Genomic DNA, 15213 nt, shown 5'->3' with positions numbered 1-15213 from the left:
GAACGGGCCGTCCCTCGGGGCGGCCCGTTTTCCTTGTCCTCAGAGCCTTTTGCGGTGCGGCAGGAAGACCCGTTCGACGCGGGCGCCGACCGCGTTCGCGTAGAACACCAGCGGGCCGACCCAGCCGATCTGCACCCGGTCGAAGCCGTTCGCGCGCTGGTCGGCGAGGCAGCGGCGGAGCAACAGGTTGCCGATGCCCCGCCCGCGCGCCGCCGCCGCGGTGCCCATCGGGCCGAACCAGCTCGGGCGCGAGCTTCCGTACGCGGCGAAGCCCAGCACGCCGCCGTCCCGGTCGAACGCCGCGTGGCAGCCCGCCCGCTCCCGCCCGACCGAGTGGGTGATCTCGCCGGCCCAGCTCGCGCCGAAGGTCTCCAGCGCGAAGGCGGCCAGGTGCGGCACGTCCTCCGCGGTCGCCCGGCGTACGGTGACGCCCTCGGCGGGCGGCGGCACCTCCGGCCCGGCGGCGAGGTCGACGGTCATGTTCCAGGCGGGCTGCTCCTGCTCGTAGCCCAGCGCCGTCGCGGCGCAGAGCGCGGGCGTGTAGCGCACGTCGATGCCGGGCCACGCGTAGTAGGGCGCGTTGCCGCCGAGGACGACCTCCCGCGCGCCCCGCTCGGCCAGGGCCGCCTCGACGCGGGCCAGCAGGGCCCGGCCGGCCCCGCGGCGGCGTACGGCCGGGTCGACGGCGAGCAGGTCGACGTGGCCGGCCGCCGGATCGCGATGCGACATCGACCCGAGCACCACCCCGGCGAGCCGCGGCGGGCGCAGGGCCAGGAACCCCACGACGCGGCGGGGAGCGGGCGACCAGCCTTCCGTGCCGGTGGTCTCGCGGAGCCGGAGGACGATCTCCTCGGCCTCGGCGGCGTCCTCCGGCAGGTCCAGCGCGGCCCGGCAGAGGCGCACGACCGCGGGCACGTCGTCGTCGGTCAGTTCGGAGATCCGGAACTCGCTGTCCACAGCCGCCGAACCTACCGAACCGCCGCCTCCCGCCCGGGCAGCGTCACGTCGGTGAGATCGCGCAGGCCGCGCACCGGGGAGAACAGCCAGACCAGGGGCGCGCAGACGGTCACCGCGCCGAGTGCCAGCAGCGTCGGCCGGGCGCCGAGCGGGCCGGCCAGCGCTCCCGCCGTGAGGCCGCCGACCGGGATCGCGCCCCAGGAGACGAACCGGACCGTGGCCATCACCCGGCTCAGCAGCTCGGGCGGGCTCGCGATCTGACGGTACGTCCGGGTCGTCACGCTCAGCACCACGACTCCCGCCGCGAAGGCCAGATTCCCGAGCACGAAGCAGGCGTACGCGGTGAGCCCGGCCCCCCACGGCACCAGCAACGCCCCGGCGGTCGCGACGAAGCCGCTGACGATCAGGCCGCGTGCCGTGCCGACCGCGTCGGTGAAACGGGTGGTCAGCGCCGCGCCGATGAGCGTGCCGGCGCCGTCCGCCGCGAGCAGCACGCCCACCAGCCCCGGCGCCGCGTGCAGCTCGCGGACGAGGTAGAGCGGGTAGAGGGCGAGCTGGGCGCCGCAGACGAAGTTCACCGCGGTGGCCGCCCACATGCCCGGTCCCATCGCCGGATGCCGGACGACGTAGCCGAAGCCCTCGCGGATCATCGCGCCCATCGGCGGCCACCGGTCGGGCCGGACGGCACGCCGGGCCGGCAGCGTTCTCAGCAGGACGGCCGACGCGACGTAGCTGACCGCGTCGACCAGCAGCGTCGGTACGGCACCGAGCACCTGCACGATGACGCCGCCGACGGACGGGCCGCCGAGTTCCGTGGCCGCGTGCGTACCCGAGGTCAGGCTGTTGCGGGACTGCAACTGGTCGCGGCCGGCGATCTCGGGCAGGAAGGTCGCGTTGGCCACGTCGAACAGGACGTTGGCGAAGCTGATCACCAGGGCGGTGGCCACGAGGTGCGCGACGGTGAGCTGTCCCGCCCACCAGGCGAGCGGGACGGAGCCGACCGCTGCCGCCCGGGCCAGGTCCGCGCCGATCTGGGTGCCCCGCAGCGGCAGGCGCTGGACGATCACCCCGGCGGGCAGGCCGATGACGAGCCAGGCGGCGTAACGGGCGGCGGCGATCAGGCCCATCTCGAAGGGGGTGGCGTCGAGGACCGCGAGCGCCGTCAGCGGCAGTGCCACGCCCCCGATGGCCGACCCCAGCCCGCTGGTCGTGCCGGCCGCCCACCACCGCCAGAAGACGCTCACGGTCCCCGCCCCCGCCCGTCGAGTAAGTTCCAATTTGGAACTGACTATAGTGGGTGGCGTGCGACGAGTCGAACCGGTGGATGCCGACTGCGGCATCGCGCAGGCGCTCGGCGTGCTCACCGACTGGTGGACCTTCCTGGTCGTGCGCGACATCGCCGGGGGCGTGACCCGCTTCGACGCCCTGCAGCGCGAGCTCGGCGTCAGCCGCCGCGCGTTGACCGAGCGCCTCGCCGCCCTCACGGACCACGGCGTGCTGCGCCGGGAGGCGTATTCGCAGCGTCCGCCGCGGTACGACTACCTGCTCACCCCGAAGGGCGAGGGCCTGCTGCCGGTGCTGATCGCGCTGCAGGACTGGGGCACCCGGCACGTCATGGGCGACGGCTCCCTGACCGCCACCTCCGCCCCCACGTCGGCCGAGGCGCGCCGTGCCCACGCGCTGACCGGCCACCGCATCCCGCGGTTCACGGTGGAGGCGCCCACGGTGCTGTACTTCTTCCCCGGCGCCTTCGCCCCCGGAACCCAGGGCCATCCGCCCGGCTGGGGCGACATCCCCGGGGCGGCCGGCTGCACCCTCGAGTCGACCACCTACGCGGCGCACGCCGAGGCCTTCGCCGCCCTCGGAGTCCGGATCACCGGGGTCAGCACCCAGCGCCCCGACCAGCTCGAGGCCTTCGCCGCGTACGCGAAACTGCCCTTTCCCCTGTTGTCGGACCAGGACGGCAAGCTGGCGGCGAGCCTGCGGCTGCCCACCTTCCGGGCCGGCGGCACCGACCGCTTCAAGCGGCTGAGCCTGCTGGTGGACGCGGACGCCACGATCCGGGCGGTGCAGTTCCCGGTGACCGATCCCGCGGGTTCGGTCACCGAGATGCTGGCTCTCGTCAAGGGGTCGGGCTGAGAAACATTCCTCTCCTTGGGTGACCGCCGACGGCGCTACGGTGGGATCGTGCGCTCTCCCACCGTGTCCCGGTATTCGGCCGGGCGGCTCTCACCGGTCCGCCGCGTCGCCGACCTCAAGCGGCTGCGTGACGAGCAGTTCGACGTGCTCGTCATCGGCGGCGGGGTCACCGGCGCCGGCGCCGCCCTGGACGCCGCCTCGCGCGGGCTGAACGTCGCCCTCGTGGAGGCGCGCGACTTCGCCGCCGGAACGTCCAGCCGGTCCAGCAAACTCATCCACGGCGGCCTGCGTTACCTGGAGCAGCTCGAACTGCACCTGGTGCACGAGGCCCTCACCGAGCGGGGGCTGCTGACCAGCCGGCTCGCGCCGCACCTGGTGCGCCCGGTGCCCATCCTCGTGCCGCTGGAGACCGCCGCCCCGCCCGCGCGGGTGTGGCACCGCCTCTACTACGGCCTCGGCGTCGCGGCGTACGACGCGTTCGCCGGGGTGTTCGGGCAGGGCCGGGGCATGCCGCTGCACCGGCACCTGTCCCGCGACGGCGCCCGGCACCTCTTCCCCAGCCTGCGCGCCGACAAGATCACCGGGGCGATCCGCTACTACGACGGGCAGGTCGACGACGCCCGGCTCGTGGTCAACCTGGCCCGCACGGCCGCCAGCCTCGGCGCCGCCGTCGTGACCAGCGCCCGCGTCACCGGCTTCGTGCGCGAGGCCCGCCAGGTGGTCGGCGTCAAGGTCCGCGACCTCGAGAGCCCCGGCGCGCCCGAGTTCGAGGTGCGGGCCCGCACGGTCGTCGCCGCCACCGGCGTGTGGAGCGACGACATGTCCCGGATGCTCAGCGACGTCGGTGTCCGGCCCGGCCTGCGCGTACGCGCCTCCAAGGGGGTCCACCTCGTGGTGCCGCGCTCGGCCATCACCGGCGACGCCGGCCTGATCCTGCGGACGCCCACCTCGGTGCTGTTCGTCATCCCGTGGGGCGGCCACTGGATCATCGGCACCACGGACACCGACTGGGAGCTCGACCGCTCGCACCCGGCCGCCTCCGCACGCGACATCAGCTACCTGCTCGACCAGGTCAACACGGTGCTGGAGCGCCCGCTGACCACCGACGACATCGAGGGCGTCTACGCGGGACTGCGCCCCCTGCTCTCCGGCGAGGCCGACTCGACGTCGAAGCTGTCCCGCGAGCACGCCGTCGTCGAGCCGATGCTGGGGCTGCTGCTCGTGGCCGGCGGCAAGTACACGACCTACCGGGTCATGGCGGCCGACGTCATCGACCGGGCCGTGCGCCGGCTCGGCCTCGACCGGCCGTCGCGCACCGACCAGCTCCCGCTGCTGGGCGCGGACGGGTTCGCGGCGGCGTGGCGCGACCGGCAGGACACGGCCCGGCGTCACGGGGTCACCGCGGGCGTCATCGAGCATCTGCTGGAGCGCTACGGCACCCTGACCGTGCACCTGCTCGCCATGATGACGGCCGAACCCGAGCTGGCCACGCCGCTCGCCGGGGCGCCGGAATACCTGGCGGCCGAGATCGCGTACGCGGCGACCGCCGAAGGTGCCCTGCACCTCGACGACGTGCTCACCCGGCGTACCCGGATCTCGATCGAGACCGCGCACCGGGGCGCCGAGACCGCGCGGCACGCGGCCGCCGTGATGGGGGCCGCGCTCGGCTGGGACGAGGCCGTGCGGGCCCGCGAGGTCGAGCACTACCTCGCGCGGGTCGAGGCGGAGCGGCAATCGCAGAAGATGCCGGACGACCTCACCGCGGACGCGGCCCGGCTCGGCGTCGCCGACGTGCGCGGGTACGCCGCCGACCGCGGGACGGACCTGCTCGAAGCCGACCTTTGATCCTCGTCGACGAGCCGCTCTGGCCGGCCCGCGGCCGGCTCTGGTCCCACCTGGTCAGCGACGTGTCGTACGACGAGCTGCACGTCTTCGCGGAGATGCTGGGCGCGCCCCGGCGCGGGTTCGACCGCGACCACTACGACATCCCGGATTCCCGGTTCGCGATGGCGCTGTGGCTCGGCGCGACCCTGCTGCCGTCCCGCGACATCTCCGCCCGCCTGCGCGCGGCGGGTCTGCGCCGCCCCAAGCACCTCAGCCGGCCAGGGCCCTGAGCTCCCTCTCCAGGTTGGCTCGGGCCGGTGCCTCCCACGCGTCGCGCAGCGGGGCGTGCCGGTAGATCGACGGCAACTCCAGCAGCGAGACCAGGACCTGGGCCCGGGCCGCCCGGAACGTGTCCTCGGGCACGTGGGCGTACTCGCGCCGGATCGCCTCGGTGTAGGCGGTGTACCGGTCCGGCCCGGCCGCCAGGATCGCGAGGTCGGCGTCGCACAGCAGCTCGCCGTCCGGGTCGGTGTCCTCGGTGGCGTGCCCGGCGGTCAGCCCCACCAGGCGAGCCACCTCCGCCGCCACCTCGGGCGGGGTGCCGAGCGTGGTGAGCAGCCCTTTGGCGAACTCGGCGCTGTCCCGCTCGTTCGCCTCACCGAGCGCGCGGGGGTCGTACACCGCGTCGTGCATCCAGGCGGCGAGGCGTACGCGGTCGGCGTGCGGGGCGAGGCCGGCGTACTCGTCCACGACGTCCAGCACGGCGGTGAGATGGCTCACGTCGTGGTACTGCCGCTGCGGCTCCGACCAGCGACCGAGCAGGTAACCGCCGGCGGCCTCGAGATCCGGGTCCGCGGCGGTCGCGCCGGCACCGCGGGCCGCGGCGACCCATCGGTCAAGAAGAGATGTCACGGCCGCCATCCTGGCACGTCCGCGGTTAGGGTCCTGAGGCATGACCGACCGCAGCATCCCCGCGGACGAAGCCGGCAGGACCGGCGGGGCCGATGCCGCGGAACCGGACGAGGGGGCGCAGCGCGGGCTGCCCGCCGTGCTGGCCGAGCTGCGCGGCCGCTCCCGCTCCGGGATCCGGGCCGGTTGGTCGCGGGTGCGCGCCGGCTCCGGCCTCGCGCTCCAGGCGGGCGTCGGCGCGGCGCTCGCCTGGTACGTCGCGCACGACCTGATCGGGCGGCAGAGCCCGTTCTTCGCCCCGATCGCGGCCGTGATCACCCTCGCGTCGTCGGTCGGGCAGCGGGCCCGGCGCACCGCCGAACTGGTCCTCGGCGTGGCCATCGGCATCGGCATCGGCGACGCGATCATCCTGCTCATCGGCTCCGGCCCGTGGCAGATCGGGCTGATCGTGGTGTTCGCCATCCTGGTCGCCGCGGCGGTCGGCGGCGGCACCCCGCTCGTCGTGCAGTCCGCCTCGTCCGCGGTGCTGGTCGCCACGCTGACCTCGGTGACCGGGTTGCCGTACACCCGCTTCTTCGACGCTCTGGTCGGCGGCGCGGTCGGGCTGGTGGTGATGACGGTGCTGCTGCCGCTCAACCCGCTCACCGTCGTCCGGCGGGCGGCCGATCCCGCGCTCGACGCCATGGCCGAGGGGCTGCGGGCGGTGGCGGCGGGCATGGCGGAGAACGACGCCGAAGGCGTACGGGAGGCGCTCGCCCAGCTCCGTGCCACCGAGGGCAACTTCGCGGCCTTCGCCGCCGCGGCGGCCGCGGCCAGCGAGAACGTCGCCTTCGCGCCGGCCCGGTGGCGCTCCCGCGGCGCCCTCGGCCAGTACGTCGAGGGCGCGCCGCACCTCACGTACGCCCTCCGCAACGTCCGCGTCCTGGCCCGCCGGGCGATCACGGCCATGGGTGACGAGGAGCACATACCGTCCTGCCTGCCCGCGTCCGTCGGGCTGCTCGGCGACGCCGTCGAGCTGTTGCGGCAGGAGTGGGCCCGCGGCGCCGAGCCGGAGGCCACCCGGGAACGCGCGCTGCGGGCCGCCGCGGAGTCGGGGCAGGCGTACGACGAGGGGGTCGGCTTCTCCGGCGGGGTGGTGGTGGCGCAGGTGCGTACCACGGTCACGGATCTGCTGCGGGCGACCGGCATCGAGTACGCGGAGGCGCCGCGGCTCGTGCGGCGGGCGGTCGGCTGGCACGGGCGGGGACGTACGGCGCGCCGCAGGTCTTGATCCTTTCCCCGGCTGCGGGGCCGCCGGGGCGCGCCGGGGTGGCTACGCTGGCGGCATGGCCGACGAAGCTCCGGGCGGACCGCCCGCCCCGGCACCGCCCCCGGCATCCGGGCCGCCCGCCTCCGGCCCCGCCGACCCGGGCGGGCCCTCGCCCGCCCCCGGCCCCGCCGCCTTCTCCGAGCCCGCGCCCGCCGGCTTCTCCGAGCCCGCGCCCGCCGGCTTCTCCGGCCCGCCGCCCGCCGGCCTCTCCGGTCCCGCGTCCGCCGGCTTCTCCGGCCCGGCGTCCGCCGGCTTCTCCGGCCCGGCGCCCGTAGGCCCGGCGCCCGCAGGCCCGCAGGTAGGTCCGGTGCCGGCCGGGGCGATGCCGTTCGACCGGGCGTATCCGATGCCGGACGCCGGCCAGGTGCCGCCGATGCCGGGGCGCCGGTCCGGGTGGCGGCGGTGGCTGCCGCTGGTCGGCATCATCGGCTTCATCGCCGTCTGCGCCGTCGCCATGCTGATCATTCTCGGCTTCAGCAACGGGCCGGTCGGCCTCGTCGTCGGCCTGACCGCGGCGATCCTGCCGGTGCCCGTACTCGTCAGCTGCTTCCTGTGGCTCGACCGGTACGAACCGGAACCGATCCGCTACCTGGTGTTCTGCTTCGCCTGGGGGTCCGCCGTCGCGACCCTGGTCGCCATCGGGGTCAACGGGTTGGCGGCGTGGGGTTTCGACAAGCTCGGCCTGCCCGAGGCCCTGGTCGCCGTGCTCGTGGCGCCGTTCATCGAGGAGTCGATGAAGGCCCTCGGCCCGATTCTGCTCTTCTGGCGCCGCCGCCGGGAATGGTCCGGCATCACCGACGGCATCGTCTACTGTGGCCTGTCCGCACTCGGCTTCGCCATGGTGGAGAACGTCCTCTACCTGGGCGGCCACGGCTACGCGGCGGGCGCCGATCAGTACGGCCCGGCCACCGGCATCCAGAACCTGTTCCTCATCTTCATCGTGCGGATCCTGTTCACCGGCTTCGCGCACCCGCTCTTCACCGCCATGACGGGGATCGGCCTCGGCGTCGCGGCGCGTTCGGCGGACCGCCGGGTGCGCTGGCTCGCCCCGATCGCCGGCCTGCTGCTCGCGATGATCCTGCACGGCACCTTCAACCTGCTGCCGACGCTGTCCGTGGCCACCGGCGAGACCCTGATCATGCTGTACGGGTACCTCGGCTTCATGGTCCCGTTCTTCTTCGCGGCGCTGGGCTTCGCGATCGCCCTGCGCGGCTACGAGGGGCGGCTCAGCGAGCGGATCCTGCCGCACTACGTGCGCGCCGGCTGGCTGTCCCCGCCGGAGGTGGCCACCCTGGGCAGCCTCGGCCGGCGGCACTCGGCCCGGCAGTGGGCGAAGCGGGTCGCGGGCGAGGCGGGCGTACGGGCGATGCGCGGCTTCCAGATGGCGTCCACCCAGCTGGCCCTGCTGCGCGACGGGATGCAGCGCGGCCTGCACGGTAAGCCGGAGGACCTCGTGCGGGCGCAGGAGGAGGAGCGCAAGCTGCTCACCGACATCTCGGGCTACCGCTCGGTCTTCGTCGGCCGCGACCCGCAGACGCCGCAGGCGTTCTGGGACGGCACGAGCTACCAGATCGCGTTCCCGGACGGGGTGACGCGCACGGTCAGCCCGCCGGACGAGCCGGTCGTTCCGGTCCCGGTGCGCGTCGCACCGCCGGTCCCCACGTACGCGTCCTACTATCCGCCGCCGCCCGGCTTCTACCCGCCGCCGCGTTACTAGAGGTAGAGGCCGGTCCCGTCGGACTCGACCCGGCTCGCCGCGACCGCGTGCACGTCCCGCTCGCGGAGCAGCACGTACTCCCTGCCGTGCAGTTCCACCTCGGCCCGGTCCTCGGGGTCGAACAGGACCCGGTCGCCGACGACGATGGATCGGACGTTCGGCCCCACGCCGACCGCCTTGGCCCAGGACAGGCGGCGGCCCATCGACGCGGTGGCGGGAATCACGATGCCGGCGCTCGAACGGCGTTCCCCTTCGCCGCCGTCGAGCCGGACGAGGACCCGGTCGTGCAGCATGCGAATCGGCAGCCCGGCCTCGGTCTGGGTGTCGGTGCTCACGCTAGGACGGTACGCCCGCGCCTGACGTGCACGTGTGCCGGTCTCGACTACGGTGTAACCCGCGTGTCGACGGCGAGGGGGTTGGGCGGTTGAGCCGCTTGCAGCGAGTCCGGGCGAATCTTCGCCGGGCGTACGAGTCGGGTCGCGAATCCGTGCGGTCGGCCCGGGCCGAGACGGAACGCCCGGCCGACGACGCCGAGGTCGAGTACGAGCTGCCGGAGCCCGTGCCGTCGTTCGAGCACCACTCGACGACCAGCCGGGACGACGCGGAGGTGCCGCACTCGCTGCGGATCGCCGCCGCCTGGTCGTGGCGCCTGATCGTGGTCGGGGTGGTCGGCTGGGTGCTGGTGCGCTTCATCGGCACGGTCAGCATCGTGGTGATCCCGCTGGCGATCGCCCTGCTGCTCTCGGCCCTGCTGGCCCCCGCGGTCGGCTGGCTGCTGAAGCTGCGGCTGCCGCCGTCGCTGGCCACCTTCCTGGTGCTGATCTGCGGGATCGCCGCCGTGGCCGGCACGCTCACGCTGGTGGTCAACCAGTTCGTCGACGGCCTGCCGCAGCTGACCGACAAGGCCAGCGCGGGCATCCGCCAGATCCAGGAGTGGGCCCGGACCGGTCCGCTGCACCTCTCCGACGACCAGGTCAACCAGGCCATCGACTCGGCGCAGGACTGGATCAACCTGAACACCTCCCAGCTCACCGCGACCGGCTTCGCGACCGCCGCCACCCTGTTCGAGGTCCTCACCGGCGCGCTGCTGGTGCTCTTCGCGACCTTCTTCTTCCTCCGCGACGGCCGCAAGATCTGGCGCTTCCTGGTACGCCTGTTCCCGGTCAATGCCCGCTGGAGCCTGTCCGACGCGGGCGACGCCTCGTGGGCGACGCTCGGCTCGTACGTGCGGGCGACGGTGCTGGTGGCCTTCATCGACGCCACCGGCATCGGCCTCGCCCTGGTGATCCTTGACGTGCCGTTCGCGTTCCCGCTGGCGGCCCTGGTGTTCCTGGGCGCGTTCATCCCGATCGTCGGCGCGAGCGTCTCCGGCGCGGTGGCGGTGCTGGTCGCGCTCGTCGACCAGGGCTGGATCGTGGCGCTGATCGTGCTGGGCGCCGTGATCCTGGTCCAGCAGGTCGAGGGCCACGTCCTCCAGCCGCTCATCATGGGCCGCGCGGTGGCGATCCATCCGCTGGTCGTGATCATCGGCATCGCCTGCGGGGTGGTGCTGGCCGGCATCATCGGCGCCCTGGTGGCGGTTCCGCTGATCGCCGTCCTGAACACGGGCGTCCGCCGCCTCGCCCGCCGCCGCCCGGAGGTCCCGCCGGACGCGGTCGTCGTCACCGCGGCCGGTCTGCGCCCGGAATAACGCCCTACTGCTTGGCGAGCCGCTGCAGCGCCCCCAGCGCCACCTCGGGACGGGTCGTGTACCAGAACGGGGGCAGGGACTTGCGGAGGAAGGCGCCGTATCCCCGGGCCGTCTCGAGGCGGGAGTCGAGGACCGCCACCACGCCCCTGTCGCCGGTGGACCGGATCAGCCGTCCCACGCCCTGTGCCAGGCGGATCGCGGCGATGGGCACGCTCACCGAGGCGAACCCCGAGCCGCCGGTGGCGTCGACCGCGGCCGCCCGGGCCGCGGCGAGCGGCTCGTCGGGGCGGGGGAAGGGCAGGCGGTCGATCACCACGAGCTGGCAGGCGTCGCCGGGGACGTCGACGCCCTGCCAGAGCGACATGACGCCGAAGAGGCAGCTTTCCCGCTGCTCCTTGAACTTGCGCACCAGGATCGGCAGCGTCTCCTCGCCCTGGAGCAGGATCGGCAGATCGGTCCGGGCCCGGAGCAGCTCCGCGGCCTGGGTGGCCGCGCGGCGGGACGAGAACAGGCCGAGGGTACGGCCGCCCAGCGCCTCCACCATCCTCAGGAGCTCCTCGCCCGCGGCGTCCGGCAGACCGGAGGCGGCGGGCCGGGGGAGGTGCGCGGCGACGTACAGGATGCCCTGCTTGGGGTAGTCGAACGGGGAGCCGACATCGAGGGAGGTCCAGCCCTCGCCGGAGACCGGGGGCGCGTCGGCGGTGAGCCCGGACCCGGACCGCGCCGTCGGAACGGAGCCGGCCGCGGTGGCGGGCAGGCCCAGCGACCGCGCCACCGTGTCGAACCGGCCGCCCAGGGTCAGCGTCGCGGACGTCGCCACCACCGTGCGGTCGTCGTACAGGTTGGTGGCGAGGGTGCCGGCGACCGAGAGCGGGGCGACCACCACCGCCCGGCGGCCGTTGCCGAGGTCGCTCTTCTCGATCCAGGCCACGTCGAAGTCCGACTCCTCGAGGAGCCGCTGGGTGGTCGTGGACAGCTCGTCGAGGGTCGCCTTGGCCTGTTGCTTGCGGACCGGGTCGGGGTCGTCCGCCTTGATGTCGCCGATCGCGTCGAGGCCGGCGCGGGTCGACGCGTCCACCAGCAGCAGCGCCTGGTGCAGGTGCGGCGGCAGGCCGGTGGTCAGCCGGCCCGCCGGGAGGTCCGCCAGGCCGACCGTGAGCGAGTCGGCCGCCTCCGCCAGCGCCTCCGCCACGGCGGCGGGCAGCAGGGGGCGGGCCCGCTTCGAGGCGCGCTCGACCGCCTCCGGGGTGAGCTCCGCCTGGGCGGCCGAGGAGACCCGGTCGGCCAGCTCGTGGGCCTCGTCGACGATCAGGAGCTTGTGCGGCGGCACGATGTTGCGCTCGGCCAGCATGTCCACCGCGAGCAGGCTGTGGTTGGTCACCACGATGTCCGCCTCGCGGGCCCGGACCCGGGACGCCTCGGCGAAGCACTCCGCGCCGTACGGGCAGCGGGCGGCGCCCACGCAGTCGCGGGCGGGCATGGAGACCTGCCGCCACGCCGTCTCGTCGACGCCGGGGTCGAGCTCGTCACGGTCGCCGGTCTGCGTCTTCTCCGCCCACGCCTGGACGCGGAGGATCTGCTTGCCCAGCCGTCCCGCCTCGCCGAGCCACTGGGTGGCGCGGGCCGGCGCGTCGTCGAAGAGGGTGTCGGTCGGCGCCTCCTCGTCGGCGTGCTCGAGCTTGGCCACGCAGAGGTAGTGGTGCCGCCCCTTGAGGACGGCGAAGGTCGGGCGGCGGCCCAGGACCGGCTCGACCGCGTCGGCGAGGCGGGGGAGGTCGTGCTCCACGAGCTGGTTCTGCAGCGCCAGCGTGGCGGTGGAGACGACGACCGGGCCGTCGACCAGCAGGGCCGGCGTCAGGTAGGCGAGGCTCTTGCCGGTGCCCGTGCCCGCCTGGACGAGCAGGTGCTCGCGCTCCTTGATGGCCCGCTCGATCGCCGTCGCCATCTGCTCCTGACCCGGGCGGGAGGACCCTCCGGGCACCGCGCCGACCGCGGCGGCGAGCAGGTCCTTGGCGGCGGCGGTCTTGCGGCGGGACTTGGCGGGGGCAGTCACGACGAAGACCGTACCCGCCACCACCGACGAAACGGTCGCACCGCTAGGGTCTTGTCATGCCGAGCGAGATGGTCCGGGTCGTCTACACCAAGTACGACGGATCCGCCCACCGCGACTACCCCGCCCGCCGGCTCAACGAGGACGACCTGGGCGTCTGGGTGGGCGTGACCCGCGGCACGGCGTCCGTCTACCACGGCCAGCCCTCCGTCGAGCAGATCCCGTTCGTGCTGCTCATCCCGCACCACGCGTGGTGGACGGGGATGTTCAACCCGCCGCCGCGCACGAGCGAGGTCTACTGCGACATCACCACCCCGGCGCGCTGGGAGGGTGACACGGTCCACATCGTCGACCTGGATCTCGACGTGTCGCGCCGGCGCGATTCGGGCCTGATCGAGCTCCGCGACGAGGACGAGTTCGAGGAGCACCGGGTCCGGTTCGGCTATCCCGGCGACGTCGTGCGCGAGGCGCGTGCGGCGGCGGGGCGGCTCGTGGTCGCCCTCGGTGACGGTTCGGAGCCGTTCGCCTCGGCGTACCGGAAATGGTTGTCAACGGTCGGTGACTGAGCCGAGCTTGGCCGGGTTGAGCTGGTTGTAGAGGGCCGTGATCCGGCCGTCCGCGACGGCCACCGAGAGCACGCTCAGCAGCTCCCGCCCGTCCGCGTAGCGGCCGGTGACGAGGACCCCGGCGTCGCCGTTGACCAGCACCGGCTCGGTGACGACGCCGTCGGTCTCGCGTGCCAGCCGGGCCAGCACCCCGGCCCAGAAGCGTGCCACCTTCGCCGCGCCGACGATCGCGTTGCGGCCCGCGTTGACCACGCCGCCGCCGTCACCGACCGTGACGACGTCCGGGGCGAGCACGGCCGCCAGCGCGTGCAGGTCGCCGCTGGTGGCCGCGGCGAGAAAGGCTTCCAGGACCTTGCGCTGTTCCGTACGGCCGGCGGTGTTGCGCGCCTGCCCGTCCGCGATCGCCTTCCGGCCCCGGGACGCGTGCTGCCGGGCCGCCGTCACGCTGGTGTGCAGCACGTCCGCCACCTCCTCGAACGGCACCGCGAAGGCGTCGTGCAGCACCACGGCGACGCGCTGCTCGGGGGTGAGCTTCTCGAGCACCACGAGCAGGGCGAGGCTCACCTCCTGCCGCTGCGCCACCCGCTCGGCGGGATCGTCGAAGGACACCACCGGCTCGGGGAGCCACTGACCGGGGTACGCCTCCCGGCGTACCCGGGCGGACTTGAGCACGTCCAGGCAGATCCGCCCGGTGATCGTGGTCAGCCACCCGCGCAGGTCCCGGATCTCCTCGGTGTCGCGGGACCGGTGGTAGCGCAGCCACGCCTCCTGCACGGCGTCCTCGGCCTCGGCGCGGCTGCCGAGCATGCGGTACGCGACCGACAGCAGGTGCGGGCGCTCGACCTCGAACTCGTCGGGAGACGGCATGGAGGAATTCTGCGCGACATTGCCCGGTCCCCGGTGTCACATGTGACACAGTGGTGAACACTATCGGGGTATTTGGCCTGATTTGTGGCGGCTGGATAGGCGTCCGGCGAAACGGGGGTAGGCGGTGGCGGACGACATGGCGACGCTCCTGGGCGGGCTGGCCGGGCTTGCCGGAGTCACCGGTGTGACGACCCTCGGGATCGCGGCGAGTCGGCGGCCGCGCCCGTACCTGCCGGCCGGGCACGCGCTCGCCGGCGAGGAGGCCACCGACCCGCTGCCCGACGTGCTGCGGCGCGGGCTGGCCGGCCTCACCGTCCCGGTCCGGCCGGGGCCGCACGGCGAGTTGTATCTGGGCCCGGGGGCACCGCGGCCCGGGCGTACGCTGCGCCGGCTGGTGCTCAACCCGCTGCTCGGGCGGGCGCAGGCGCGGGGCGGCCGGCTCTGCCGCGACCAGCGCGTGCCGTTCCGGCTCGTCGTCGAGTTCACCGGGCCGGTACGCGACGCCGACGCGCTGCTGCGGGCGTACCGGATGCTCGACCAGCAGTTGCGCGACCACGCGCCGCTGCTGAGCCGGTGCGTCGGCGGCGAGCTGCAGCCCGGGGCCGTCACCGTGTCCATCGCGGGCATCGTCGACGTCCGCGACCTGCTGTCCGCCCAGGGCGAGCGGTACGCCTTCGCCGACGGCTCCTTCGACGACATCGGCAACGCGGCCGCCCCGCCGGACCTGGTGCCGATGATCAGTGAACAGTGGAACCGGCGCTTCGGCTGGGACGGGTGCGAGCCCATCCCCGCGGAGGAGCGCCACCTGCTGCACGCGCTCGTCCGCTCCGCCCACGAGGACGGGCGCACGCTGCGGATCTCGGGGCTCCCGGCCGGTACGCGCCGCGCCCGTCAGGCGGTCTGGACGGAGCTCGGCGAGGCGGGCGTCGACGTCATCGCCGACACGGACCACGCCGGACTCGCCCGCCATCTGCGCCGCAACCCGGTGCGCCGGACCCTCCCGCCGCCCGTGGTGCGGCGCCCGTCCCCGAGCCCGCGGCGACCCGATGTGGCGCAGACGGTCTGAAAGATCCCTATTGGCCCGGCTCCAGGTTAACAGCGGGTAAACGCACCCTGAACTGCTGCTGAGCAGGGGTAGGCGGGCTCTGCCATCGGAGACGTGTTACTTAGCATTCCCCGGGAATC

Annotated in this window: 14 protein-coding genes; 8 read left to right on the top strand and 6 right to left on the bottom strand. The window is 74.2% G+C overall.

Annotated elements, in window-relative coordinates; genetic code table 11:
* Positions 1 to 39: 39 nt before the first annotated feature.
* Positions 40 to 957, bottom strand: coding sequence for a GNAT family N-acetyltransferase (locus CLV70_RS16560; RefSeq protein WP_106127408.1), 918 nt, complete (start codon positions 955 to 957; stop codon positions 40 to 42).
* Positions 958 to 968: 11 nt separating this feature from the next.
* Positions 969 to 2201, bottom strand: coding sequence for an MFS transporter (locus tag CLV70_RS16555; RefSeq protein ID WP_170148622.1), 1233 nt, complete (start codon positions 2199 to 2201; stop codon positions 969 to 971).
* A 58-nt stretch (positions 2202 to 2259) separates the two neighbouring features.
* Between CLV70_RS16555 and CLV70_RS16550 the strand changes: the two genes are divergently transcribed.
* From CLV70_RS16550 to CLV70_RS16540, 3 genes are all read left to right on the top strand, one after another.
* Positions 2260 to 3096, top strand: a complete 837-nt coding sequence (locus tag CLV70_RS16550) for a winged helix-turn-helix transcriptional regulator (protein ID WP_106127643.1) — start codon at positions 2260 to 2262, stop codon at positions 3094 to 3096.
* Positions 3097 to 3159: 63 nt separating this feature from the next.
* Positions 3160 to 4941, top strand: coding sequence for a glycerol-3-phosphate dehydrogenase/oxidase (locus CLV70_RS16545; protein WP_170148630.1), 1782 nt, complete (start codon positions 3160 to 3162; stop codon positions 4939 to 4941).
* On the top strand, positions 4938 to 5210 hold the full coding sequence (locus CLV70_RS16540) for a DUF4031 domain-containing protein (protein ID WP_106127406.1): 273 nt from the start codon (positions 4938 to 4940) through the stop codon (positions 5208 to 5210). Before CLV70_RS16545 ends, CLV70_RS16540 begins: the two co-directional genes overlap by 4 nt.
* On the opposite strand, the gene CLV70_RS16535 is transcribed toward CLV70_RS16540, so the two are convergent.
* Positions 5191 to 5832 carry an HD domain-containing protein gene (locus tag CLV70_RS16535; RefSeq protein ID WP_425440169.1) on the bottom strand — a complete coding sequence of 214 codons (642 nt, stop codon included), beginning with the start codon at positions 5830 to 5832 and terminating at the stop codon, positions 5191 to 5193. The genes CLV70_RS16540 and CLV70_RS16535 overlap by 20 nt on opposite strands.
* A gap of 40 nt (positions 5833 to 5872) precedes the next feature.
* Between CLV70_RS16535 and CLV70_RS16530 the strand changes: the two genes are divergently transcribed.
* Both CLV70_RS16530 and CLV70_RS16525 read left to right on the top strand, forming a co-directional pair.
* Entirely contained in the window at positions 5873 to 7099 is a 1227-nt protein-coding gene (locus CLV70_RS16530) for an FUSC family protein (protein WP_106127404.1), read from the top strand.
* Between the two features lie 55 nt (positions 7100 to 7154).
* Positions 7155 to 8855: a PrsW family intramembrane metalloprotease gene (locus CLV70_RS16525; RefSeq protein ID WP_106127403.1), complete on the top strand. Its 1701-nt coding sequence runs from the start codon at positions 7155 to 7157 to the stop codon at positions 8853 to 8855.
* Here the strand turns inward: CLV70_RS16525 and CLV70_RS16520 are convergent.
* A complete protein-coding gene (locus CLV70_RS16520) occupies positions 8852 to 9148 on the bottom strand; it encodes a GroES family chaperonin (protein ID WP_106127642.1) in 297 nt (98 codons plus the stop codon). The genes CLV70_RS16525 and CLV70_RS16520 overlap by 4 nt on opposite strands.
* Positions 9149 to 9288: 140 nt before the next feature.
* On the opposite strand from CLV70_RS16520, the gene CLV70_RS16515 reads away from it, so the two are divergent.
* Positions 9289 to 10545, top strand: a complete 1257-nt coding sequence (locus tag CLV70_RS16515) for an AI-2E family transporter (RefSeq protein WP_106127402.1) — start codon at positions 9289 to 9291, stop codon at positions 10543 to 10545.
* A gap of 4 nt (positions 10546 to 10549) precedes the next feature.
* Here the strand turns inward: CLV70_RS16515 and CLV70_RS16510 are convergent, their stop codons facing one another.
* On the bottom strand, positions 10550 to 12598 hold the full coding sequence (locus tag CLV70_RS16510; RefSeq protein ID WP_170148625.1) for an ATP-dependent DNA helicase: 2049 nt from the start codon (positions 12596 to 12598) through the stop codon (positions 10550 to 10552).
* Positions 12599 to 12654: 56 nt separating this feature from the next.
* Here CLV70_RS16510 and CLV70_RS16505 point away from each other — a divergent pair, with 56 nt between their 5' ends.
* The gene (locus tag CLV70_RS16505; RefSeq protein ID WP_106127401.1) at positions 12655 to 13161 is read left to right on the top strand and encodes a DUF402 domain-containing protein; all 507 of its coding nucleotides are present in this window, start codon (positions 12655 to 12657) and stop codon (positions 13159 to 13161) included.
* Here the strand turns inward: CLV70_RS16505 and sigJ are convergent.
* A complete protein-coding gene (gene sigJ / locus CLV70_RS16500) occupies positions 13144 to 14028 on the bottom strand; it encodes an RNA polymerase sigma factor SigJ (protein ID WP_106127400.1) in 885 nt (294 codons plus the stop codon). The genes CLV70_RS16505 and sigJ overlap by 18 nt on opposite strands.
* A 136-nt stretch (positions 14029 to 14164) precedes the next feature.
* Here sigJ and CLV70_RS16495 point away from each other — a divergent pair, with 136 nt between their 5' ends.
* A complete protein-coding gene (locus CLV70_RS16495; RefSeq protein ID WP_106127640.1) occupies positions 14165 to 15094 on the top strand; it encodes a PI-PLC domain-containing protein in 930 nt (309 codons plus the stop codon).
* Positions 15095 to 15213 lie beyond the last annotated feature (119 nt).

It is taken from the genome of Pseudosporangium ferrugineum (assembly GCF_003002065.1).
GTDB classification, from domain to species: Bacteria; Actinomycetota; Actinomycetes; order Mycobacteriales; family Micromonosporaceae; genus Actinoplanes; species Actinoplanes ferrugineus_A.
Note: the sequence above shows the minus strand (reverse complement) of the source record. Positions and strands in the feature narration are given on the sequence as shown.